Annotated in this window: 22 protein-coding genes and 1 tRNA gene; 8 read left to right on the top strand and 15 right to left on the bottom strand. The window is 72.1% G+C overall.

Features of this window, described 5'->3' with window-relative positions:
- Positions 1-63 precede the first annotated feature (63 nt).
- From JNK12_25150 to JNK12_25120, 7 genes are all read right to left on the bottom strand, one after another.
- Positions 64-528, bottom strand: coding sequence for a YbjN domain-containing protein (locus JNK12_25150; GenBank protein ID MBL8779235.1), 465 nt, complete (start codon positions 526-528; stop codon positions 64-66).
- Between the two features lie 7 nt (positions 529-535).
- Positions 536-1,747: a glycosyltransferase gene (locus JNK12_25145; GenBank protein ID MBL8779234.1), complete on the bottom strand. Its 1,212-nt coding sequence runs from the start codon at positions 1,745-1,747 to the stop codon at positions 536-538.
- A 45-nt stretch (positions 1,748-1,792) separates the two neighbouring features.
- Positions 1,793-2,161 (bottom strand): helix-turn-helix transcriptional regulator, encoded by a 369-nt coding sequence (locus tag JNK12_25140; GenBank protein MBL8779233.1) that lies wholly within the window; start codon positions 2,159-2,161, stop codon positions 1,793-1,795.
- 73 nt (positions 2,162-2,234) lie between these two features.
- A complete protein-coding gene (locus JNK12_25135) occupies positions 2,235-2,765 on the bottom strand; it encodes a hypothetical protein (protein ID MBL8779232.1) in 531 nt (176 codons plus the stop codon).
- Positions 2,762-3,517 carry a urate hydroxylase PuuD gene (locus JNK12_25130; GenBank protein ID MBL8779231.1) on the bottom strand — a complete coding sequence of 252 codons (756 nt, stop codon included), beginning with the start codon at positions 3,515-3,517 and terminating at the stop codon, positions 2,762-2,764. Before JNK12_25130 ends, JNK12_25135 begins: the two co-directional genes overlap by 4 nt.
- 42 nt (positions 3,518-3,559) lie before the next feature.
- On the bottom strand, positions 3,560-4,570 hold the full coding sequence (locus JNK12_25125) for a hypothetical protein (protein MBL8779230.1): 1,011 nt from the start codon (positions 4,568-4,570) through the stop codon (positions 3,560-3,562).
- Positions 4,570-4,809, bottom strand: coding sequence for a MoaD/ThiS family protein (locus tag JNK12_25120; GenBank protein MBL8779229.1), 240 nt, complete (start codon positions 4,807-4,809; stop codon positions 4,570-4,572). Before JNK12_25120 ends, JNK12_25125 begins: the two co-directional genes overlap by 1 nt.
- An 81-nt stretch (positions 4,810-4,890) precedes the next feature.
- On the opposite strand from JNK12_25120, the gene JNK12_25115 reads away from it, so the two are divergent.
- On the top strand, positions 4,891-5,505 hold the full coding sequence (locus JNK12_25115) for a histidine phosphatase family protein (protein MBL8779228.1): 615 nt from the start codon (positions 4,891-4,893) through the stop codon (positions 5,503-5,505).
- On the opposite strand, the gene JNK12_25110 is transcribed toward JNK12_25115, so the two are convergent.
- Positions 5,502-5,924 carry a hypothetical protein gene (locus JNK12_25110; GenBank protein ID MBL8779227.1) on the bottom strand — a complete coding sequence of 141 codons (423 nt, stop codon included), beginning with the start codon at positions 5,922-5,924 and terminating at the stop codon, positions 5,502-5,504. The genes JNK12_25115 and JNK12_25110 overlap by 4 nt on opposite strands.
- Before the next feature lie 18 nt (positions 5,925-5,942).
- Here JNK12_25110 and JNK12_25105 point away from each other — a divergent pair, with 18 nt between their 5' ends.
- Both JNK12_25105 and JNK12_25100 read left to right on the top strand, forming a co-directional pair.
- Positions 5,943-6,443 (top strand): VOC family protein, encoded by a 501-nt coding sequence (locus JNK12_25105; GenBank protein MBL8779226.1) that lies wholly within the window; start codon positions 5,943-5,945, stop codon positions 6,441-6,443.
- Positions 6,444-6,478: 35 nt separating this feature from the next.
- On the top strand, positions 6,479-7,573 hold the full coding sequence (locus JNK12_25100) for a Zn-dependent alcohol dehydrogenase (GenBank protein ID MBL8779225.1): 1,095 nt from the start codon (positions 6,479-6,481) through the stop codon (positions 7,571-7,573).
- Positions 7,574-7,594: 21 nt separating this feature from the next.
- On the opposite strand, the gene JNK12_25095 is transcribed toward JNK12_25100, so the two are convergent.
- On the bottom strand, positions 7,595-8,266 hold the full coding sequence (locus tag JNK12_25095) for an HAD-IA family hydrolase (protein ID MBL8779224.1): 672 nt from the start codon (positions 8,264-8,266) through the stop codon (positions 7,595-7,597).
- Positions 8,267-8,339: 73 nt separating this feature from the next.
- On the opposite strand from JNK12_25095, the gene JNK12_25090 reads away from it, so the two are divergent.
- Positions 8,340-8,936, top strand: a complete 597-nt coding sequence (locus tag JNK12_25090; GenBank protein MBL8779223.1) for a hypothetical protein — start codon at positions 8,340-8,342, stop codon at positions 8,934-8,936.
- Between the two features lie 33 nt (positions 8,937-8,969).
- On the opposite strand, the gene JNK12_25085 is transcribed toward JNK12_25090, so the two are convergent.
- Both JNK12_25085 and JNK12_25080 read right to left on the bottom strand, forming a co-directional pair.
- Entirely contained in the window at positions 8,970-11,048 is a 2,079-nt protein-coding gene (locus JNK12_25085) for a hypothetical protein (protein MBL8779222.1), read from the bottom strand.
- Between the two features lie 15 nt (positions 11,049-11,063).
- Positions 11,064-11,137: transfer RNA gene (locus tag JNK12_25080), tRNA-Lys, on the bottom strand.
- Positions 11,138-11,250: 113 nt separating this feature from the next.
- Between JNK12_25080 and JNK12_25075 the strand changes: the two genes are divergently transcribed.
- The gene (locus tag JNK12_25075; protein MBL8779221.1) at positions 11,251-12,417 is read left to right on the top strand and encodes a hypothetical protein; all 1,167 of its coding nucleotides are present in this window, start codon (positions 11,251-11,253) and stop codon (positions 12,415-12,417) included.
- Between the two features lie 35 nt (positions 12,418-12,452).
- Here the strand turns inward: JNK12_25075 and JNK12_25070 are convergent, their stop codons facing one another.
- Together JNK12_25070 and JNK12_25065 are read right to left on the bottom strand one after the other, a co-directional pair.
- Positions 12,453-13,394, bottom strand: coding sequence for a TIGR03621 family F420-dependent LLM class oxidoreductase (locus tag JNK12_25070; GenBank protein ID MBL8779220.1), 942 nt, complete (start codon positions 13,392-13,394; stop codon positions 12,453-12,455).
- 9 nt (positions 13,395-13,403) lie between these two features.
- Positions 13,404-14,918: a hypothetical protein gene (locus tag JNK12_25065; GenBank protein MBL8779219.1), complete on the bottom strand. Its 1,515-nt coding sequence runs from the start codon at positions 14,916-14,918 to the stop codon at positions 13,404-13,406.
- Between the two features lie 142 nt (positions 14,919-15,060).
- On the opposite strand from JNK12_25065, the gene JNK12_25060 reads away from it, so the two are divergent.
- Positions 15,061-15,882: an MBL fold metallo-hydrolase gene (locus tag JNK12_25060; protein ID MBL8779218.1), complete on the top strand. Its 822-nt coding sequence runs from the start codon at positions 15,061-15,063 to the stop codon at positions 15,880-15,882.
- Positions 15,883-15,922: 40 nt separating this feature from the next.
- Entirely contained in the window at positions 15,923-17,209 is a 1,287-nt protein-coding gene (locus JNK12_25055; GenBank protein ID MBL8779217.1) for a sulfotransferase, read from the top strand.
- A 73-nt stretch (positions 17,210-17,282) separates the two neighbouring features.
- Here JNK12_25055 and JNK12_25050 read toward each other — a convergent pair whose 3' ends face one another.
- Positions 17,283-18,485, bottom strand: a complete 1,203-nt coding sequence (locus JNK12_25050; protein MBL8779216.1) for an amidohydrolase — start codon at positions 18,483-18,485, stop codon at positions 17,283-17,285.
- A 113-nt stretch (positions 18,486-18,598) separates the two neighbouring features.
- On the opposite strand from JNK12_25050, the gene JNK12_25045 reads away from it, so the two are divergent.
- Complete coding sequence (locus JNK12_25045; protein ID MBL8779215.1) at positions 18,599-19,549, top strand: DUF1385 domain-containing protein; 951 nt, start codon at positions 18,599-18,601, stop codon at positions 19,547-19,549.
- A gap of 85 nt (positions 19,550-19,634) precedes the next feature.
- On the opposite strand, the gene JNK12_25040 is transcribed toward JNK12_25045, so the two are convergent.
- Positions 19,635-20,606, bottom strand: a complete 972-nt coding sequence (locus tag JNK12_25040; protein ID MBL8779214.1) for a trypsin-like serine protease — start codon at positions 20,604-20,606, stop codon at positions 19,635-19,637.
- Positions 20,607-20,633 lie beyond the last annotated feature (27 nt).

Genomic DNA, 20,633 nt, shown 5'->3' with positions numbered 1-20,633 from the left:
TCCGGACCGTAGAGCGTTCGAGGTTGAAATGCAATGAAAAGTAAGGAAACGACGCTCCGGCCCTCACGGAGCGAACCGACTGGCGAAGCCGATGCGCAGCGCAGGGCGGAAGAACTGCTCGACGTAGACGTACATCGAGCCGAGGATGCGGTCGAGCTCGTCGTGGTCGATCGCCGCGTTGGGGAGCTGGCCCACCAGGAACACGGCGTCCTCCGCGCCGATGGCGAACGCGGCACCGTAGAGCTTCAGGTTGCGTCGCAGCAGGTGCTCGTAGAAGGCCTCGTGGTTCTCCTCGGGCGCCGGCATGACGTAGGTCTCGTAGTGCAGCGTCCGCTGGCCGAGGGTGAACCAGATGGTGGTGGTGGACTTCTCCTCGCCGTCGAGGCGTACGTACCAACGCCGCTCGCCGGGCTCGCCGTGGTCCACCGCGGCGACGGTGGGGTTCTCCTCGAGCTGGACGGCGAGCCACCCGTCGATCAGGGCGGTGAGGCGGTCGAGCTCCTCGGGGGACGATGGCTGCTCGGACACCGCGACCTCAGGCGCACTGCACGAGCGACCGGGCCTTGAGGTCGTTGTGCAAACGACGCAGGCGCCCCGCGGTGGTGGACCACGTGTACCCGGCGGCCCGCTGCGCCGCGGCGGCTGACAGCTCGGCGTGGAGCGTCGGTGAGTCCAGCAGTTCTTCGGTGTAGTGGGCGAACACGGCCGGGTCGCGGCCGTCGACGAGGAAGCCGGTGCCGCCGTGGGCGACGATGGTGCGCAGGCCGCCCACCGCCGCCGCCACCACGGGTGTGCCGCACGCCGCCGCCTCGAGGGCCACGAGGCCGAACGACTCCGAGCGGCTGGGCACCAGGCAGACGTCCGCGGCGCGGTAGTAGGTCGAGAGCAGGTGGTGCGGCTGGGGTGGGGTCCAGTGGATGCGGTCGGCCACGCCGAGATCAGCGGCCAGCTTCTGCACCCGCTCGACCTCGAGATGGCCCTCGGCGCCGCTGGCGCCGCCGACCACCACCAGCACGGCATCGGGATGGGCCAGCGCGGCGAGGGTGCGTACCGCCACGTCGACCCCCTTGAGGGGCTGGATGCGACCCACGAACAACAGGACGGGCTCATCGCCGAGGCCGAGGGCGGCGCGCGCCCCCCGCTGATCGCCCGGCGAGAAGAAGGCGTGGTCGACCCCGGGCGGGACGATCTCGATGCGGCTGGGGTCGGCGCCGTAGAGCTGGGTGAGCTGGGAGGCCTCGGCCGTGCAGGAGGCGAGGATGGCGTCCGAGCAGCCGATGACCTCGGTCTCGGCCTGGATGCGCCGGTCGGGCTCGGGGTCGCCCGTCTCGGCCTTCACCCGGGCGAGGGTGTGGAAGGTGGACACCAGGGGCAGGTCGAGGGCGTGCTTGATGCGGTGCCCGGCCACGCCCGACAGCCAGTAGTTGGCGTGGAGGGTGCCGATCTCACCGGCCGCGGCGACGTGCTCGGCCACACGGTCGGCGAACTCGTCGACCACGCCGGGCAGCTCCTCTTTCGACAGGCCCACCGGCCCCGCGGGGACGTGCACCACCCGGAACCCGGGCTCGACGTCGACCACGTCGGGCAGGTCGTCGCTCCAACGGCGGACGTACACGTTGCAGGCCACCCCGGCCTGGGCCAGCGACCCCACCAGCTCGCGCACGTAGACGTTCATGCCACCGCTGTCACCGGACCCCGGCTGGGCCAGCGGGGACGTGTGCAGGGAGAGGACCGCTACGTTGGCCACGGAAGCCCCAACACCACAGGCATCGCTGGGATTCCTGCCTCGCTCTCAGGCTTCGAGCTCGGGCGGGCCCGTCTTCTGGCGGAACGACTCGTAGATGTGCACGAGCGTCTTCTTCTGGTCCTCGGTGATGTAGGGATCACGGCGGATCTCGGCCACGAGGTCGGGGTCGCCGTCGGGCTCGTCGAGGATGCCGGCCCGGATGTAGAGCTCCTCGGAGGAGATCTCGAGGGCCCGGGCGATCTGGCGCAGGATGTCGGCCGAGGGCTTGCGCATGCCCCGCTCGATCTGGCTCAGGTAGGGGTTGGACACCCCCGCCATCTCGGAGAGCTTGCGGAGGGAGAGCTGGCCGACCTTGCGCTGCTCACGGATGAACTCCCCCAGGTCGCGCCAACGCTCCTCCAGATCGTTGCGCATGGAAGAAAAGTGTACGCGACAGTCGCGAGCATCCCCCAAACGATGGCAAGCACCAGTGGCGGCGGGAGGCCGGTCAGCTCAGCAGTGAGTCGACCGTGGCCTCACCGTCGCGGTAGCGGCGCTTGATCTCGTCCTGGAGGGTGTCGATGCGCCCGTGGAGCTCGTGGCGCCGGCCCGACACCTCGGCCTCGTAGGCGCCGAGGCGCTCGGCCAGGGTGTCGAGCGCCGCGTCGTCGAGGGTGGGGAGGTCGGCCAGGTCGGCCCCCGCCACGATGGCGTCGAGGGAGGCTTCGAGCTCGGCCGGCACCACCGCGGGATCGAGGTCCTGCGGGGGGCGGCCGAGGCCGGGCCCACGGGTGTGCTCGGAGAGGATCTCCGGTAGCTGCCCGATGAGGGCCGACAGGTCGCCGGCCTCACCTCCGTCGCGGCGACGGGTGCGCTCGTGGTTGACGATGTCGAGGTGGCCCTGGGCGAGGCGGCGCAGGTACGACACGCCGTTCTCCACCCGTTGGGCCTGGTCGCGCATCGAGCGCACCTCGTCCAGGTCCTTGTCCCCCAGGTCGGCCACGTAGCCCGGGTCGAGGACCTCCGCGAGGGTGGTCATGAGCCGATGACGATCTCCCACCCGCCGAGGAACAGCAGGCCCCAGACCACGAACCCGGCGATGATCGTGTTGCGGTGCTTGTCGAACACGTTCTTGTTGAAGCCGTTGTCGAGGCCGCCGAGCAGGCCGAGGGCGCTCAGCTCGATGAAGCCGACGATGAGGATGAAGATCCCCCAGGCGCCGAACAGCACGCCGCCGTTGGGGTCGGCGTAGGCGTTGGAGAAGTGGCTCGTGAAGAGCATGAAGAACAGCATCGGGATGGAGAACAGGGCGTTGGCGCGAGAGGCCCGGGCGGCGCGCTTGGCCGCGTTGGGCTGCTCGGGGTCGCCCTGGCCGCCGGCGAGCTTGTCGCGCTCGGAGGCGATGACCACCTTCTGGTTGCGCCAGATGATGCCCCACACGTTGAGGAACATGATGGTGCCGAGGATGGCGCCCCAGGCGATCGAGGTGCCCTGCGGGGCGGCGAAGTAGTCGGCGAAGTTGGGGCCGAGGTTCTTCTGGATGCCCAGGATGATGATGCCGGTCGCGAAGGTGAGGGCGGCGGCCCAGCGGAACCACCACAGGGCCCGCCACGTGAGCTTGTCGAAGGCCTCGCCGCGGGCGGCAGGGCTGAGCTCGGCGTAGGCCGGCACCTGGACGAAGTTGAAGAAGTAGAGCAGGCCGATCCAGGTGATTCCGCCCAGCACGTGGAACCACCGGAAGAGCACCTCGAAGCCCGTGTAGACGTCGCCGAACGACTTGATGATGACCATCTGCGTGTTGCCTCCCAGATCCCCTCGGATGTGGGCGAGACCTTATCGCCCGCGCGAGGTCAGGTACTGCTGGAGGCCGAAGGCCCAGACGGGACCGAGCAGGAGCAGCGAGTCGAGGCGGCGCAGGGCGGGGGCGCGGGCGTCGGCGCGGGGCAGGATGGCCGACCCCATGAGCTGTCCGAGGGGGCACAGCGCCGCCGCCACCGCACCGAACAGGACGATCTCGTAGCCCTGGAACGGGGCGAGGTGCACCACGGCCATGGCGAAGGTGAACACGGCGATCCCGGCGATGCCGGCGAGGGGGCCCTCGAGGTGGTTGCTCGACCCCGAGCCGATGAGGAAGTCACCCATCTCGTACACGCACACCAACACGATGAGGGCCACGAAGCCGCCGAGGTCGATGCGATAGGTGAGGGCCGGTGAGGCCGCGGCGACACCCAGGAAGAGGCCGCACTGGAGGGTGATGCCGACCGAGCCCAGGTAGTTGCGACGGGTGCCCTCGGTGGAGAACCCGGCCAGGAGCGCCAGGGGGATGGCTCCGAGGGCCACCAGGCCCACCGGCGCGAACCCGAAGGCCGAGGCGACGCCCATGCCGCCGGCGATGGCGCCGGCGGTGTACTCCTCGGCGTTGGCGCCCCACGTCTTCCAGGCCCGGACCGCCTGCCAGGCCCCCAGCGCCGCGACCGCCCCGTAGAGGGCGGCGAGGCCGGTCTCCTGGCCCAGGGTGGCCAGGCCGATGAGGATGGCCCAACCGATGCCGAGGCGGACCTTCGGGCCGTTGATGTCGTAGGTGATGAGAAAGCGGGTGGGCGGACGCGATCGCATCTTGTTGATGCGGCGCTGCTTGCGGGTGGGCTTCTTCACCTTGCCCGACTTCGTGACGCGGGTGCCGGGCGGCGCGCCCGGCGGCGGCGCCGGGCGGGCCGCCTTGCCCGACCGGGTGCCCTTGGTGGGCGCGGTGCCCCTGGTCGACCCGGAGGCCTTCGTCGCCTTGGTGGCCTGCGTCGCCTTCGTCGGGGACGCGGCCTTGGCGGCCTTGGTCGGCTCGGCCATCACGCCCCGCCGCTGACGGGAGGCAGCACAGCCACCTCGTCGGAGGGGCCGACCGCCTCGGCGCCCACCACGGGCTCGCCGTTCAGCCACACGCGGCTGTCGGCGAGCACGGCGGTGAAGCGGTCGCCGTAGCGGGCCCGGGCCTCGGCCAGCACGTCGTCCACGGTGGCGCCGGGGACGTCGTCGCGACCGGTGCCCGCGGCCTCACGGGCGGCGGCGAAGAGGCGGAGCACGGCCACGCGTTCTACCGCACCCGGCGCAGCGTCGGACAATCCATGCCGGGACGATCGTACGTGCTGGCGACCGATACCTTCGGTTCCATGCTGCGATTGCTCCTCGTCCGCCACGGCCAGTCGGAGTGGAACGCCGACGGCCGCTGGCAGGGGCAGGCCGACCCGCCCCTGTCGGACCTGGGTCGCCTCCAGGCGCGGGCGGCGGGCGCCTCGATCGGTGCGGTCGACGCCGTCGTGGCCTCGCCCCTCGAGCGCGCCTTCCTCACCGCCAGCGCCATCAGCGAATCCGTCGGCGTGGGCCCCGTGCTCGTCGACGCCGATCTCATGGAGCGCCACGCGGGCGACTGGCAGGGCCTCACCCGCACCCAGATCGAGGAGCAGTACCCGGGCTACCTCGACGACACCGGCGACGACCGGCGGCGGCCGCCCGGCTGGGAGCACGACGACGTGCTGCTCGAGCGCGTGCTCCGGGCCATCGACCGGATCGCCACCGACCTGGCCGGCGCCGACGACGTGGTGGCGGTCACCCACGGCGGGGTCATCTACGCGGTCGAGCGCCACCTCGGGGCCGACTTCCAGCGCATCCCCAACCTCGGGGCGCGCTGGGTCGCCATCGGCGAAGACGGCCGCCTCACCCTCGGCGAGCGCCTGCTGCTGATCGACCCCGACGAGGTGCTGGTGACCAACCCCGGCCAGATCTAGACGTACGGCGGCGGCGCCCCGTCGTCGGGGTCCTCGAGGTCGGCGGCGTCGGCCACATCCTTGGCCACGTCGGCCACATCGGCGCTGGTCGCTTCCTCGGCGTCGGCGTCGGCGGGCTCCTCGGGCTCGACCGGCGACGCCGCCTCGAACCGGGGGGCCGTGCCGGGGAGCGTGGTGGCGAGGGGGTGGTTCGCGCAGCGGCGAGCGACCGGGTCGGCCTCGAGCACGTCGTCGGCGAGGTCGGCGGTGCACACCTCGCACGTGCCGTACGTGCCGTCGTCGAGCCGGCGCAGGGCCGAGTCGACCCCGTCGAGGTCGGCTGCCATGGCGTCGAGGTCGACGTCGAGCGCGACGCTGTCGACGATGGCCTGGGCGGCCAGTACGACACCGGCCTCTTGGTCATGCGTCGGCTCGTCCACGCCGTCAGACTAGGGGCCATGACCGACGCCCTCGCCCATCCGGACCGCCGCGCCGAGTGGGACGCCCTCCGGGACGCCCACCTCCGCGCCCGGGACGTCCGCCCGCCCAGCACGGCTCGCGGGGTGCACCACGTGGCCCTGCTCTGCGCCGACGTGGAGCGCACCATCGACTTCTACCAGGGCCTCCTCGAGTTCCCCCTGACCGACCTGTTCCAGAACCGGGACTACAAGGGCAGCACCCACTTCTTCTTCGACATCGGCAACGGGAACACCGTCGCCTTCTTCGACTTCCCCGGCCTCGACCTCGGCCCCTACGCCGAGGTCCTCGGCGGCCTGCACCACCTGGCCATCTCGGTCGAGCCCGCCAACTGGGACCGCCTGAAGGCCAAGCTCGACGACGCCGGTGTCCCGTACCAGCACATCAGCGGCACGAGCATCTACTTCAACGATCCCGACGGCACCCGCCTCGAGCTCATCAGCGACCCCCTCGGCCACATGTACGGCGCCGACGTCCTGTAACCGGCCCCGCTCCGCACCTGCTTGAATCTCGCGCCATGCGAGCTGCTGTGCTGGAGACGCCGAACGAACCGCTGGTGATCGCGGAGGTGGACGTCGAGGACCCCCGCCCCGGCGAGGTCGCCGTGCGGGTGCACGCCTGCGGCGTGTGCCACTCGGACCTGAGCGCCGTGAACGGCACCTTCCCGATGCCGCTGCCCGTCGTGTTGGGCCACGAGGCCGCCGGCGTGGTCGAGGCTGTCGGCCCCGGCGTGACCCGCCTGGCCGTCGGCGACCACGTGGTGCTCACGCCGTCGCCGTCCTGCGGGCACTGCTACTGGTGCGTCCGGGGCGAGCACGCCATCTGCGCCGACCTGATCGGTCTGTTCACCGCCACGTTCCCCGACGGCTCGACGCGACTGTCCCGGGGCGACGAGACCGTCTACCGGGGCCTCAACGTGGGCGCGTTCGCCGAGGTCGTCATCACCCAGGAGGCGGGGGCCATCAAGATCGACCGGGAGATCCCGCTCGACATCGCCTGCGTGGTGGGCTGCGCCGTGCAGACCGGCGTCGGCGCGGTGCTCAACACCGCCCAGGTGGAGGAGGGCGCCACCGTCCTCGTGATGGGCCTCGGCGGCGTGGGACTGTCCGTGGTACAGGGTGCCCGCCTGGCGGCCGCCGCCCGGGTGATCGCCGTCGACCCGCTGGCCGAGCGCCGGGACACCGCGCTGCGCCTCGGGGCGACCGACGTGCTCGACCCGACCGAGAGCGACGTGGTGGCGGCCGCGCTCGACCTGACCGGGGTGGGCGTCGACTACGCGTTCGAGGCGGCCGGGAAGGGCGCCCTCGCCGCGGCGTGCGTGAACGCCACCCGGTCCGGCGGCACGACCGTCCTCGTGGGCGCTCCGGGCCTCGACGAGAACCTCGAGCTGGGGCCGGCGGTCATCTTCGGCTCGTCCGAGAAGAAGCTGCTCGGCTGCATCCTCGGCAGCTCGCACGCCCCGCGCGACCTGCCCCGCTACCTCGACCTCTGGCGAGCGGGCCGCCTGGACCTCGAGGCGCTGATCACCGGGACGCGACCGCTCGACGAGATCAACGAGGCCTTCGCCGACCTCACCGCCGGCGCCGGCGTGCGCACCGTCCTCACGATGTAGCGGCGGGCTTCCCCCGGTCCCTCACCGGGGTGAGCCCGGCGTGCCGTCGAGGCCGAGCAGCGCCGGCAGGTCGACCATGTCGTCGAACACGATCCTGCCCGGCCCCGCCAACCACTCGGCGGGGGTGAGGCCGCCGGCGTACCCGAACGCCGCCATGTCCGCCGCCCGCGCCGCCTCGACGCCGTAGCGGCTGTCCTCCACCACCGCGCACCGACCGGGATCGTGACCCATGGCCGAGGCGGCGTGCAGGAAGAGGTCCGGGGCGGGCTTGCCGTTGGCCACCTCGGTGGCGCTGAAGATGCGCCCGGCGAAGCGGTCGTGCAGGCCCGTCAGCCCCAAGGTGACGGCCATCTTGTCGTGGGTGCCGCTCGACGCCACGCACGTGGCCACCCCGGCGGCGTCGAGCTGGTCGAGCGCGGCGGCCACGCCGTCCACCGAGGTGAGCTCGGCGTGGAAGGCCTCGTGCAGGTGGGATCGGTAGCGCTCGTCCCACTCGGGCACGGGACGGCCGAGCGCGGCCTCGATCTCGGCCTTCATGTGGGCGTCCGATCGCCCGACGAAGCGCTCGAGCACGTCGTCCTCGCTCACGGGCCAACCGAGCTCGGTGATGAGACGGGCCTCGACCCGCACGCTGAGGCGCTCGCTGTCGACCAGCACCCCGTCGCAGTCGAAGATGACCAGGTCGGGCGGCACCCGGGCGACCATACCGCTGGGTGCGACACCGTTGTCGCTGTCCCACTGCCGACACGAGGGGTACCGTCGCGCCATGCGACGCACCTCCCGTGGTTCGGTCACCTGGCGCCTCCTGGCCCTCGCCCTGGCCGCCGCGCTGGCGCTCGGCGCGTGCGGCGGCGACGACGACGGTGGCGACGACGACGCCACCACCACGACCACTGAGGCCGGCGACGCCTCGACCACCACCACCGGCGGCGGGGGTGGCGGCTCGACCACCACCGCTGCTGCCGGCGACGCGACCACCGCCACCACGGCGGGCGCCTCTTCCGAGGGCGACGCGGCGCTGGACGACCTCGCCGCCCAACTCGGCGACGCCGACCTCGGGTGCGACACCGTCTCGGGCCAGCGGGACGCCGACGGCGCGCAGGGCGCCGCACAGTGCGACCTCGCCACGGAGAACCCGGCCTACCTCTACACCTTCGACGACAATGACCAGCGCGACGCCTTCATCGACGGCGGCGGCGTCATCGACTGCACCTTCATCTTCGGCAGCGGGCTGTCCTTCGACTACGTGGTGGCCGACAAGGTCGTGATCCGCCCCGACGACAACGCCGACGCCGACGCACTGGCCGACGCGGTCGACGGCGAGGTGCGCTCGATCAGCTGCGAACTGCCCGACCAGGGCTGACGAGCGACCCGGGGCGAGCGACAGCCGACAGGCTCAAGGCACGACGACCGGCACACACGTGCCGAGCGGCTGGTCCTCACCCTCGCCCACGTTCTGCGCCACCGCGCAGGCCGTGTAGTTCCCGGTCCCGACGGCCACCTGGGCCACGAACCCGTGGTCCGGCCCGCCGGCGAAGCCGAGGGCGCCCTCGATGTCGGGTCGGGGCTGGTCGGCGACCACGGTCTGGGTGACGGAGCCGACGGTCACCTCCACCTCGATGGGCTCGGCGCCCACCGACGGGTCGGCGGCCCAGCCCCGCACCTCGACGGTGCCGGCGCTCACGACGGTGGCGCTCTCGACCGCGCCGACGGGGAAGCCACCGGCCTGCACCTCGACCTCCTCGCAGCCGAGCGACCGGCCCTCGGCCGACGCGCAGACGGTGTGGGTCCCCGCCGGCACCTCGATGGTGTCCTCGAAGGCGTGCGTCGTCTCGGTCCGACCGATCGCCTCGGCGATGTCGATGCGCTCGCGGTCGGCCAGGGTCCGGCCCACCTCCTCACCGTCGACGGTGAAGGTGATCTCCAGCGGGTCGCTCGCCTGGGGGACCGAGTCCGCCCAGCCGTAGAGCGTCGCCTGGCCCGGGCCGGGCACCGTGACCGCGGCCAGAAAGCCGACGCCGTCGTCGGCGAGGACGGCGAAGTTGTCGATCCAGCGCCAGTCGAGCACGCGCTCTCCCGGGCTGACGGCCACCATCTCGGCCGGCGTGGCCACCAGGCGCAGGCGTCCGGAACCCTCGCCGAAGCGCAGCAGGTAGGACGCGGCGGCGCTGCCGGATCCCTCGCTGATGCCGATCACGCCGTTGTGCTCGCGGGTCTCGGCGCCGACGACCACGTCGACCGGGCGGTCCGGGCTCGGGTCGGCCACGGCCGCCACGAAGCGCTGGACGGCGAGGGCGTCCTCGCCCGCTCGGGCCCACGACCGCAGCGACACGAACTGTCCCGCGGCGAGCACCACGACGAGCGCGACGCCGGCGACGACGGCCGCCGCCCGGAGGTGCTGCCACACGAGCTGCAGCACCCCGACCAGCACCATGGCCGCGCCTATGGACGAGACCGCCAGCAGGCGGTCCTGCATGCCGATGCCCTCCTGGCCGAGGCCGAGGTTGAGGATGGCCAGCGAACCGAGGGCGATGACGAGGAGCCCCCAAAGGACCAGCACGGGCCCGTCCTCCCTGTCCCGGCGCCCGACCAGCCAGGCGACGATGGCGACCACCACTCCGACGAGGACGAGGTCGCCCAGGTAGTGCACCAGTCGCGTCGGGCCGCCGGCGGTGCCGAGCAGGCCGTCGCTGAACAGCGCCCGCCACACCAGGGCCAGGCCGGGCACGTCCCAACGAGGGTCGGTGAGCGGGTCGAGCGCCACCCACCCGGTGGCCAGCACGACGAGCCCGCCCATCACGGCCCGGGGCTGCCACCCCAGCGGTCGGGACGACGGCAACAGGACCACCGCAGCGAGCGCCGCCGGCGCGGTGAGCTCGTAGGACAGCACGGACAGGGCGAGACAGGCACCGGCCACCACCCAGCGGCCGTTGGTGAGGGCGAGGATGCCGCCGAGCAACAGGAGCAGGGCGACCACCGTCGGCGCCGTGGCCGACCACACGGTGAGGGTGTTGTGATTGGCGGCCAGCACCCACACGCCGGCCACGAGCAGCGCCGTCTGCGAGCGGAAGAACCGGCCGAGCACGAGGTACAACAGGACGGCCGCGCCGGCGTTGAGCGCGGTGATGACAGCGAAGAGCACGAGCGGGTGGGGCCCGACGGCCCCGTAGAGCACGGTGTCCACCAGCCAGGCCACGGGCCGACCCCACTGGAGCGTGGGTGCGGCCTCGCCGACGCCGTTCACCTCGATGGCGGCGAGGATGCTCCAGTCGTCGAGGATGAGCTGTGGCCCGAGCGCCACGTAGACGAGGCCACGGAGCGCCACCAGCCCCAGCAGGGCGGCGACGGCGCGGAGCGACACCGCGGCACGCGAGAAGGGGTCGACGCTCCGGTGGAAGAGCCGATCCGCCGGCCACCACCGACCGTCGGGCCCCGCGATCTCCCCCGCCTCGGCCCGCTCGGCCTGCTCCAGCACGAGCGCCGACGCTAGTGCCCCCGGTGGGATTCGAACCCACGATCTTCGGATTAAAAGTCCGCTGCCTTGACCAGCTTGGCTACAGGGGCGCAACTGCGAGCGTAGGCGGCGGCCGCCGGAGCCACGAAGGCCCTGCCCCGCCGGCGAGCGCCCGGTACGGCATGATCTCGGTCCGGCACCCAGGCGGAGGAGAACCGGCGACATGGGCCACAACCACACGGCGTTCGCACCCGAGGACGTCGAGGACGCCCGACGGGGTGCCCCCGCCACCAGCCTCCAGCCCTGGGGAGAGGGGCGAAGGCTGGAGTTCCTCGGATCGAGCTTCGTGAGCGCCTTCCTCACCGCGCTGCCCGCCTACGACGACTACATCTTCAACGTCTGTCGAGGTGAGATGCGACCCGGTCGATTCGGGATGGTGGCCCACCTGCTCGAGGAGCTGCCCGCGACCGATGGCCAGATCGACGGTGGCGGCACCTTCTACGGCACCCGAGTCACCACCAAGCGCGGCTTGGGGTCGTTCTTCGGCTTCGAGAAGGAGCGCCCGCAGGAGCCCTTCGCCGCCAACGCCGCGTGGGCGCCGACGACCGCCGCGATCCTCCGGGTGCCCGAGCTCGCACTGCAACCCCGCGTGACGCTGGAGGTCGAGTCGGGGTTCCTGAACTTCGGAGGCGGCCGCGACCTGGGGCCTGCGGGCGTGCCCGGTTGGCGCCTGCACGCCAGCGACTGGGTGTCCGACGAGCTCGCCGCGGCGGTGACGGGTGCGGCCCGGCCCCTCGCCGGGCTCGGGGCCACCTGGGGCCGCGTGCTGCTCGACCATGGACGGCTCGCGGTCATCCGCAACGGCTTCGTCGCCGATGCCGGCAGCCTCGACCACCTCGTGGCCACCGCGGTGGCCGTCGCCGACGCCCTCGTGGCCACAGCGCCCCTCCCCGCGGGCACGCCACCGTGGTGCCAGCCGATGGAGCACGAGACCGCAGCGTTCCGCGAGGGGGCCGGGCAGTTCGGCATGGCCCTCGCCGACCCCGTCGATCTGCACCGCACCCACCGCCACCTGCCCTTCCCCGGGCGGGCCCACGGCCTCCTCACCGGCCCGCTTCCCGGCAGCAGCGCGACCGGCCACCTCGCCTTCGCCGTGCAGGGCGGGCGCACCTCGGGCACCTACCGCACCGTGGTCATCGCGCCGGCGGCGCCCGGTGCCGCCACCCCGCTCGGCGGCACCGTCCACAAACCGACGGACCAGTACGTGGAGGTGGCCGACGGCCTGGCCGTGAGCTGGCCCCGGGTCCGCTCGGTGGGCCGGCTCGAGGCGGTCGAGAAGTCCGCCGCCGGCGTCACCACCCTCCGCGACCTGGGTCTCGCCGCGCTCTGATCTGATGTGGTCCCGGAAGCTCCGGGTCCGGAGGCTCAGGTACCGCTGAGCGCCGCCACGAGGGGGGCGAAGGCGCGGGCGTGGTCGCCGGGGACCACCACGTAGGAGTAGCCCCAGCGGTCCCGGCGGCGGTTGAGCTCGTCGGTGAGCGAAGCCACGTTGCCGATCAGCGTCATCGGCGAGGACAGCAGCTCCTCCCCGCTGGCCGCGCCGAAGAGCGGCGCGATCTGCTCGGCGAAGCCGACCGGGTCGTCGGTGAGCTCCGCCGCCGCCACCCAGGCGTTGAGCTCGAGGTCATCGAAGCGCTCGCCGGCGCCCTCGCGCACCCACTCGAGCTTCTGGTCGATGCGGTCGGCCTGGGCGTCGCGGGCGGCGTCGGCGTCGATCTCGCCGGAGTGGATCGACGGGTTCACGCCGACGATGTCGGCGAACGCTCCGGCGAACCGCAGCACGCGGGGCGCACCGCCGCCGATGATCACGGGCGGCCCGCCGGTGGTGTGCGGCGCCGGGCTGCCGACCAGGCCGGTGATCTCGTAGTGCTCGCCCGAGAAGTCGACCGGCTCGCCCGACCACAGCGCCTTGAGCACGGTCGCGTGCTCGATCATGCGGTCGACCCGCACGCCGGGGCGGTCCATGGGGATGCCGGTCTGCGTGTAGTCGACCGCCTTCCAGCCGGCGCCGAGCCCCACCTCGATGCGACCCTCCGAGAGCAGGTCGATGGTGGTCAGCTCCCGGGAGACGATCGCGGGGTGGCGGAAGTCGCAGTCGAGCACCAGCGGCGCCACCTTCAGCGTGGTGGTGGCGGTGACCGCCGCGGCCATCGCCGTGAGCGGCCCCATCCCCGAGTCGACGTGGTCGGGCACGAAGAGGGTCGAGTACCCGAGGGCCTCGAGCTCACGGACGCTCTCGGTCCAAGAGCAGCCGTCGAAGGCCTGGTTGAGCTGGACGCCGAATCGGAACCGTCGGGGGTGGGCCATGTGGCCACGCTACGACAGGACGCGGACGGAGCCGGAGACCGGATCGAGCTCGATGGTGGCGCCGTCGGGGATCAGGGCCAGCGCCTCGGCCGTGCCCACGAGCGCCGGCAGCCCCAGCTCGCGGGCGATCACCGCAGCGTGCGACAACGGGCCACCTTCCTCCGTGATCACGCCGCCGGCGAGGGCCAGCACCGTGTTCCAGGCCGGCGCCGTCCCCGCGGTGACGATCACGTCACCGGGCTGGAAGCGGGTGAGGGCGTCGACGGGGTCGGCAGCCACACAGGCACGGCCGATGACGGGGCGGTCGCCGATCCCGACCCCCTCCAGTGGGGGACGCTCCCCGGGCGGGGTGGTGCCCAGATCACGGATGGCGATCAGCCCGCGCCCCATCAGCCGCATGGCCGGCGGCAGCGCCTCCAGGGGCAGCGCCAACTCGGGGCCGAGCACCGCGGGCGCGCCCTCGGCGGAGAGACGGCGGCGCTCGTCAGCCCGCGCCGCCAGCGTCTCGCCCGACACACCCGCCTCGGTTCCCGGCGCCGCGGCCACCATCGCGGCGAGCTCATCGACGGTGGCCTCCACGGCGAGGTCTCGCCGTTCCAGGACCCGACGGTCGACGAGGCGATCACCCACCGCCAGCATCGACCGACGGAGCAGACCCACCGGCCACGCCGCGGTGAGCAGGCCGTTGTCGTCACGAACGCCGTAGGTGGCCCGGGCGTCGGCGAGGCGGACCTCCCACTCGGCGAGGTCGGCGGCCGGCACCCGGGCCCGCACCGCCGCCTCGGCCTCCGCGACCGCCTCCTCGTCGATGGCTTCACGAGCGGGAGCCGGCGACCGCTCGGGCAGCTCGCACGAGGCCCGCTCGTCGAGGTCGTAGCCCGACACCAGTGCCCAGTCGGGCAGCCCCGAGGCTCCGGTCGACGCGGGGGACGCGCCCACGAGCAGCGCAGCCGCCGTGTTGGCGTCGATGCCCCAGTCGCCGGACCGGGCGAGGTAGATCGACGTCGGCGCGAGATCCGTGCCGTGGAGGCGGAAGTGGGTGAGGTACCCGCGGCCGGCGTTCTCCCGGCAGGCGCGCACGTGGGCGACGAGCTCGACGTCGGTGAGCGCGGCAGGGTCGACCGACGCGAGCGCGGTGTTGCGGGCCACCCAGTCCGGGCGCTCTTCGGCGTACCAGCGCCCCGCCTCGGCCAACCAGATGCGCTCCGCGAGGGCGGCGCGAGAGGCCCGGGCCCGCCGACGAAACGGGGGCGCCAGCCGGACCGCCAGCCAGAGCAGGGGTGCCGGCGGGAGGCGATCCGTGTACGGGCCGAGGAGCGGCTGGGCCGCGATGAACACCCGGCCGTGCACGAAGCGGGGCTCGATGGTGCGGGCGGGTAGGCCGTAGCGGGCGAAGTACTCCGCCTCCCCGGCGACCATGCCCTCGGTCAGCAGCCCCTGGAACTCAGGGGTCAGGGCGCGTGGGAAGTGATCGTGAAGGCCTCGCCACTCGCCCTTGTCGGGCGCCTCCCACGTGAGGTCCATACCGCCGCCTCGTCCAGTGTCGCCCGGTGCAACCCCCGATGACCGGGGCCGCCCCCGATCGTCCCATGGGCCACCCAGGTACGCCACCTCATCATCTGTCATACCAGGTGACAGAACTTTGCCGACGTGTCACACTGGTCCGGTGCAAGTGATCACGCTCGGAACCGGAAGCCCCATCCCCGACCCGAACCGGGCGGGGCCCGCCACCCTGGTGCGGGCCGCCGGCCGCGACCTGCTCTTCGACTGCGGGCGCGCCGTGCTGATGCGCGCCGCGGCCGTCGGCAGCGGTCCGGCGCAGTTCCACACGGTGTTCCTCACCCACCGCCACAGCGACCACATCACCGACCTCAACGACGTCATCACCATGCAGTGGGTGATGAGCTTCGGCCCCACGCCGCTGCGCATCGTCGGCCCCGAGGGCACGCAGGTCCTCATCGACAAGACCCTCGACATGCTCACCGAAGACATGGGCTACCGCATCGCCCACCACGAGTCCCTCCAGTACCAGCCCACCGTCGAGGTCACCGAGGTCTCCGACGAGGTGGTGGTCGACGAGGACGGCATCCGCATCGTGGCCGCCCCCACCGAGCACTCTCCCGTGAAGCCCACCGTCGGCTACCGCATCGAGGCCGACGGCAAGGCCGTCGTCATCGCCGGCGACACCATCCCCTGCGAGGGCCTCGACCGACTCTGCGCCGGCGCCGACCTGTACGTCCAGACGGTCGTGCGAGAGTCGGTGGTGCGCCAGATCCCCGCCCCCCGCCTCCAGGACGTGCTCGACTACCACTCCTCCATCGAGCAGGCCGCCGACACGGCACAGCGCAACGGCGTGAAGTCCCTCGTGATGACCCACCCCGTCCCCGGCGTCGCCCCCGGCACCGAGCAGGAGTGGATCGACGAGGCCCAGGCGGTCTTCGCCGGCGAGGTGACCCTCGCCAGCGACCTCGACACCTACACCCTGTAGAGCATCTGACCCCTCCTCACCAGGCGTAGGGTCTCCCCCGATGGGGGGAGATCGACCGGCGCCGGTGCGCCTCGACGACTTGGCCGCGCCGCGCTTCCCGGACCACATCGTCGAGATCCTGGCGTCGGTCGGACCGATCGCCGCCGAGCTCGAGCTGAAGCCGACGGCGCTGATGGACGCCGCCGCCGCCGCGACCGGCCTGGACGACTTCGGGGACACCCGCTTCCTCGAGCCGCTGGCCCTGCTCTGCGACGAGCTGACGAACGACGCCGGCCTCAGCCCCATGGGCCTGGTCTCGCAGCACACGCTCTTCACCCAGCTGCTGGCCAACCGCCTGTTGGTCGAGCACGAGATCGGTCGCCACCCCGAGATCCTCGACGTGCCCGTCGAGGCACCCATCATCATCGCCGGCCTGCCCCGGACGGGGACCACCCACCTCCACAACCTCTTGGCCGCCGACCCGCGCCTGCGCTCGCTGCCCTACTGGGAGTCCCTCGAACCGGTGCTGGCCGACGCCGAGCGGGCGACCCCCGACGGCCCTCCCCCGGACCCCGATCCCCGTCGGGCCCGCACCGACGCCGCGCTCGGGTTCGTGAACGAGGCCATGCCCCACTTCGTGCGCATGCACGAGATGACGACCGACCACGTGCACGAGGAGATCCAGCTGCTGGCCCTGGACTTCTCGACGATGCTCTTCGAGACCTCCGTCCCGCTCCCCCGCTACCGGGACTGGTTCGACGCGTCCGACCAGACCGAGACCTACCGCTACCTGCGCCGGGTGCTCCAGGTCTGCACCTACCTCCGCCACCGCGACGAGGGGGCATCCACCCGGTGGGTGCTCAAGTCACCCCAGCACCTGGCCCAGTTCGGCCCGCTACGCACCGTCTTCCCCGACGCCACCTACGTCGTCACCCACCGCGAGCCCGTGGCCGTCACCGTGTCGATGGCCACGATGGTCACCTACAGCGTGCGCCTCGCGGTCGAGTCACCCGACCCCGCCGCCGTCGGCGACTACTGGTCGGGCCGGGTGGAGCACCTCTTGCGGGCCTGTGTACGCGACCGAGACCTGCTCCCCGCCGACCAGACCCTCGACGTGCGTTTCGACGACTTCATGGCCGACGACCTGGCCATGGCCCGGCAGGTCGAGGACCTCGCCGGCCTCCCGGCCGACGCCGCCGCGACCGCGACCGCGGCCATCGCCGACTACGTCACCACCCACCCCCGGGGCCGCCACGGCACCGTCCAGTACGAGCCCGAGACCCTCGGGATCGACCCCGCCGAGCGGGCGGAGGCCTTGGCCTTTTACCGCGACCGCTTCGGCGTCTGAGCGCCCCACACAGGCACCACCAGCCCCTCGACCTGCAACGGTGTCTGACACCGTTGCAGGTGGTTAGACCAGGTCAGGTGAGGTCGAGGCCGAGCATGCGGATGGCGTTGCCCCGGACGATCTTGTGGACGACGTCGGCGGGGAGGTGTCCCATCATCTTCTCCGCCACCTCCTTGGTGTGGGGCCACGTCGAGTCGGTGTGGGGGTAGTCGGTCTCGAAGGTGATGTTGTCCACGCCGACGGCCTCGAGGGAGTCGAGGCCGTGCTTGTCCCGGAAGAAGCAGCCGTAGATCTGGCGGTAGTAGTAGGTGGACGGCGGCTCGGGGATGACGTCGCGCACGCCGCCCCACGCCCGGTGCTCCTCCCACACGTCGTCGGCCCGCTCGAGGATGTAGGGGATCCAGCCGATCTGGCCCTCCGAGTAGGCGAGGATCAGCTCGGGGTGGCGCACCAGCACGCCGGAGAAGAGGAAGTCGCTCATCGAACTCATGGCGTTGCCGAAGCTGAGCGTCGCCGCCACCGCCGGCGGGGCGTCGGGTGACGTGGCGGGCATCTGCGACGACGAGCCGATGTGCATGCAGACGACCGTGCCGGTGTCCTCGCAGGCCTGGAAGAAGGGCTCCCAGTAGCCGCTGTGCAGGGTGGGCAGGCCGAGCTTTGCGGGGATCTCGCTGAAGGTGACCGCCCGCACACCGCGCTCGGCGTTGCGGCGCACCTCGGCGGCGGCGAGCTCGACATCCCAGAGCGGGACGATGGTCAGCGGGATGAGGGCGCCGCCCGAGTCGCCGCACCACTCCTCGACCATGAAGTCGTTGTAGGCGTACACGCAGGCCTCGGCCAGCTCCTTGTCCTGGGCCTCGGCGAAGGTCTGGCCGCAGAAGCGGGGGAACGTCGGGAACGACAGCGACGCCTCGACGTGGTTGGCCACCATGTCCTCGACCCGGGCCTTGGGCTCGTAGCAGCCGGGGCGCATCTCGTCGTAGGTGATGGGCGAGAGCGTCATGTCGTCGCGCTCGAAGCCCACGGAAGCGACGTGGCGCTTGTGGGGGAACATCTTCCCCTCGTAGAACCAGATGTCACACGCCGGGGCGTCGTCGGCCAGCTCGTACTCGTAGGTGGTGCCGCTGACGTACTTCAGCCCGGCGAGGCCATGGCGCTCGACGTAGGGCGCCCGGTCCTTGAACTTGGCGGGCAGCCACTCCTGCCAGAGGTGCGGCGGCTCGACCACGTGGTCGTCCACACTGACGATCAGGGGGATCTCGGTCGGCTCGGTCACGTCGCTCACGGGGTCCTCGCTCTCTGACCACCCGGTTTCTGACGACCCGTCAGATTCGCTCCCACCCTACCCCTCGCCATCAACCACCGGTGTGGTCGGGCCGATAGGTCACCGTGACCGATGTTGCCGACGAGACGCGTCCCGCCTCCGACCCCGAAGCCGCCCCCGCTGGCCTCGATCCGAGCACACCGATCGGGGGTCAGGCCGTGGTCGAGGGGGTGATGATGCGAGGGCCCCACTGCTGGGCCGTCGCCGCCCGCCGCCCCGACGGAACCATCACGACAACGGACGAGCTCGTCCCCACTTGGGCGCAGAAGCCCAAGGGCGTCCCGGTGGTCCGGGGTGCGTTCGCCCTCGTCGAGACCATGGCCCTCGGCCTGAAGGCCCTGAAGTGGTCGGCGTCGGTCGAGCGGGGTGAGGAGGACGGCGAGCAGGCCAGCAACCGCTCGCTGGCCATCACCACCGTCGTGACCCTGGCCGTGTTCGTGGCCATCTTCGCGGTCGTGCCCGCCGCCATCGCCCACGCCATCGCCGACCGGCTGCACGACAACACCGCGGTGTTCATCCTCTCGGAGGGGGTGCTGCGCCTCGGCCTCTTCCTCGGCTACGTGGTGGCCATCGGCCGCTCCCCCGCCATCCGCCGCACCTACGAGTACCACGGCGCCGAGCACATGGTGATCGCCGCCTTCGAGCACGCCGAGCCCCTCACCGTCGAGGCCGCCCGCCGCTACAGCACCCGCCACGCCCGTTGCGGCACCGACTTCCTGCTGCTCGTCGTCGTCGTGGCCATCGTCGTGTTCTCGGTGTTCGGGCAGGCGTCCTGGCCGGTGCTCATCCTCAGCCGCATCATCGGCCTGCCCGTGGTGGCCGGACTGGCCTACGAGATCCTGCGCCTGGCCAAGCGTCGCCCGAACAGCCGGTTCGTGAAGGCCATCACCGCGCCGGGACTCGCCCTCCAGGCCCTCACCACCAAGCCCCCCGCCGACGACCAGATCGAGGTGGCCATCGCCAGCCTCGAGGCCGTCCTCGACGCCGAGCTCACCCTCGACCGCCCGGCCGCCTGAGACCGACCGCCTGACCCCGGACGCGACAGCGCCGCCCCCGGGAAATCCGAGGGCGGCGCCGTTCAGGACCTACGGCTGACGGTGATCAGCCGTTGTTGTCGGCGAAGTCCGAGATCAGCCCGAAGTTGGTGGAGTTGATCCGGGGGCCGCTGTTGAGCGGGGGGTTGCCGCCGGCACCGTACGAGTGGATGCCCATGCCGCACGGGCCGCCACACGACGGCCGGTTGGCCACCATGATGGGCGAGCCCGACTGGCCGCCGGCGGTGTCGAGGCCGTAGTGGATCATGTCCAGGTTGGTGCGGCTGGCCATGGTGCCCGACATCTTCCAGTGGGTGCCGAAGGGCTTGTCACCCGGGTAGCCCTCGACCCGGCCGGTCTTGCCGTCGAGCTGGTTCACGCCGGGGACCGAGAAGTAGCCGAGCCAACCCACCGTGTTGCCGATGTTGCAGTTGAGCTGCATGGCGGCCCAGTCGTGCTTCGCCTGGCCGTTGATGCGCCAGCCGGCGCGGGAGAAGACGCTCACGACGCTGCAGCCACCGAACGGGTCGTTGCCACCGTTGCGGCCGGGGAAGAACTGGGCCGACAGGATGACGGCGTTGCCGGCGGGGCTGGGGTTGAAGGCGCAGTGCCCGGAGCTGAGGATCGTGTTCTGGTCGATCAGCCAGCCGGTGCAGATGTAGTTGTCGCCGAAGGAGTCGGTGAGCTCGATCTGGCCGATGGCCCGGGCGGGGTACGCCGTGGTGTTGGTGACCTGCACGCGGCCGTCGGGGCCGATGACCGACTCGCCGCCCATGGGCTGACCCTCGAAGGTGCCGTCGGAGACCACGGTCGCCTCGGGGGCGATGCCGTTCTCGGTGGCGCCCGTGCCGGCGAAGCCTGCCGAGGTGAGCGGGCCCGACGACTCGGCGCCGGAGCCGGCAGCCGTGCCGATGGCGACGGGCACGGCTTCGTCGCCGACCTGGGCACCCGCACCGGGCACTCCGGTGAAGGTGGTGAGCGATGCGACGAGGCCGGCGACGGCCGCGCCGACGATCGCCCGCTTGGTGAACCGAGACATGTGGACCCCTCCCCGGGGAGTAGCTGA

This window comes from Acidimicrobiales bacterium (genome assembly GCA_016794585.1).
In the GTDB taxonomy this organism is placed as follows: Bacteria; Actinomycetota; Acidimicrobiia; order Acidimicrobiales; family DATDAH01; genus JAEUJM01.
Note: the sequence above shows the minus strand (reverse complement) of the source record. Positions and strands in the feature narration are given on the sequence as shown.

What these genes read in the sequence shown, in the direction of transcription:
- JNK12_25140 (MBL8779233.1), bottom strand. Translation starts at nt 2,161, where the DNA reads ATGCGCAACGATCTGGAGGAGCGTTGGCGCGACCTGGGGGAGTTCATC.
- JNK12_25135 (MBL8779232.1), bottom strand. Translation starts at nt 2,765, where the DNA reads ATGACCACCCTCGCGGAGGTCCTCGACCCGGGCTACGTGGCCGACCTG.
- JNK12_25130 (MBL8779231.1), bottom strand. Translation starts at nt 3,517, where the DNA reads ATGGTCATCATCAAGTCGTTCGGCGACGTCTACACGGGCTTCGAGGTG.
- JNK12_25125 (MBL8779230.1), bottom strand. Translation starts at nt 4,570, where the DNA reads ATGGCCGAGCCGACCAAGGCCGCCAAGGCCGCGTCCCCGACGAAGGCG.
- JNK12_25115 (MBL8779228.1), top strand. Translation starts at nt 4,891, where the DNA reads ATGCTGCGATTGCTCCTCGTCCGCCACGGCCAGTCGGAGTGGAACGCC.
- JNK12_25105 (MBL8779226.1), top strand. Translation starts at nt 5,943, where the DNA reads ATGACCGACGCCCTCGCCCATCCGGACCGCCGCGCCGAGTGGGACGCC.
- JNK12_25100 (MBL8779225.1), top strand. Translation starts at nt 6,479, where the DNA reads ATGCGAGCTGCTGTGCTGGAGACGCCGAACGAACCGCTGGTGATCGCG.
- JNK12_25090 (MBL8779223.1), top strand. Translation starts at nt 8,340, where the DNA reads ATGCGACGCACCTCCCGTGGTTCGGTCACCTGGCGCCTCCTGGCCCTC.
- JNK12_25075 (MBL8779221.1), top strand. Translation starts at nt 11,251, where the DNA reads ATGGGCCACAACCACACGGCGTTCGCACCCGAGGACGTCGAGGACGCC.
- JNK12_25070 (MBL8779220.1), bottom strand. Translation starts at nt 13,394, where the DNA reads ATGGCCCACCCCCGACGGTTCCGATTCGGCGTCCAGCTCAACCAGGCC.
- JNK12_25065 (MBL8779219.1), bottom strand. Translation starts at nt 14,918, where the DNA reads ATGGACCTCACGTGGGAGGCGCCCGACAAGGGCGAGTGGCGAGGCCTT.
- JNK12_25055 (MBL8779217.1), top strand. Translation starts at nt 15,923, where the DNA reads ATGGGGGGAGATCGACCGGCGCCGGTGCGCCTCGACGACTTGGCCGCG.
- JNK12_25040 (MBL8779214.1), bottom strand. Translation starts at nt 20,606, where the DNA reads ATGTCTCGGTTCACCAAGCGGGCGATCGTCGGCGCGGCCGTCGCCGGC.